Genomic DNA, 240 nt, shown 5'->3' with positions numbered 1-240 from the left:
AGCTGAGAACCCGTTTAAAGTGCAGGAAGTTGCCGCCTTCAATACGCCGTGGGCAATTGCTTTTTTGCCTGATCAGCGGCTGCTGGTAACAGAAAAAGCCGGTCATATTTTCCTGACGGATCAGAAGGGCAAAAAGACCGAGGTGGCGAATGTGCCGCCTGTGTCTTTTGAAGGGCAAAACGGTTTGCTGGATATTGCCGTCTCGCCGGATTTTGCCACTGACAAGCTGGTCTATTTTAC

At 50.4% G+C, this 240-nt stretch carries 1 protein-coding gene; it reads left to right on the top strand.

Features of this window, described 5'->3' with window-relative positions; all coding sequences use genetic code 11:
• Nucleotides 1-240, top strand: a 240-nt coding sequence (locus HBA93_RS23190; protein ID WP_221724795.1) for a PQQ-dependent sugar dehydrogenase, incomplete at both ends; no start/stop codon positions are given.

Source organism: Ochrobactrum sp. SFR4 (assembly GCF_019730395.1).
In the GTDB taxonomy this organism is placed as follows: Bacteria; Pseudomonadota; Alphaproteobacteria; order Rhizobiales; family Rhizobiaceae; genus Pseudochrobactrum.
Note: the sequence above shows the minus strand (reverse complement) of the source record. Positions and strands in the feature narration are given on the sequence as shown.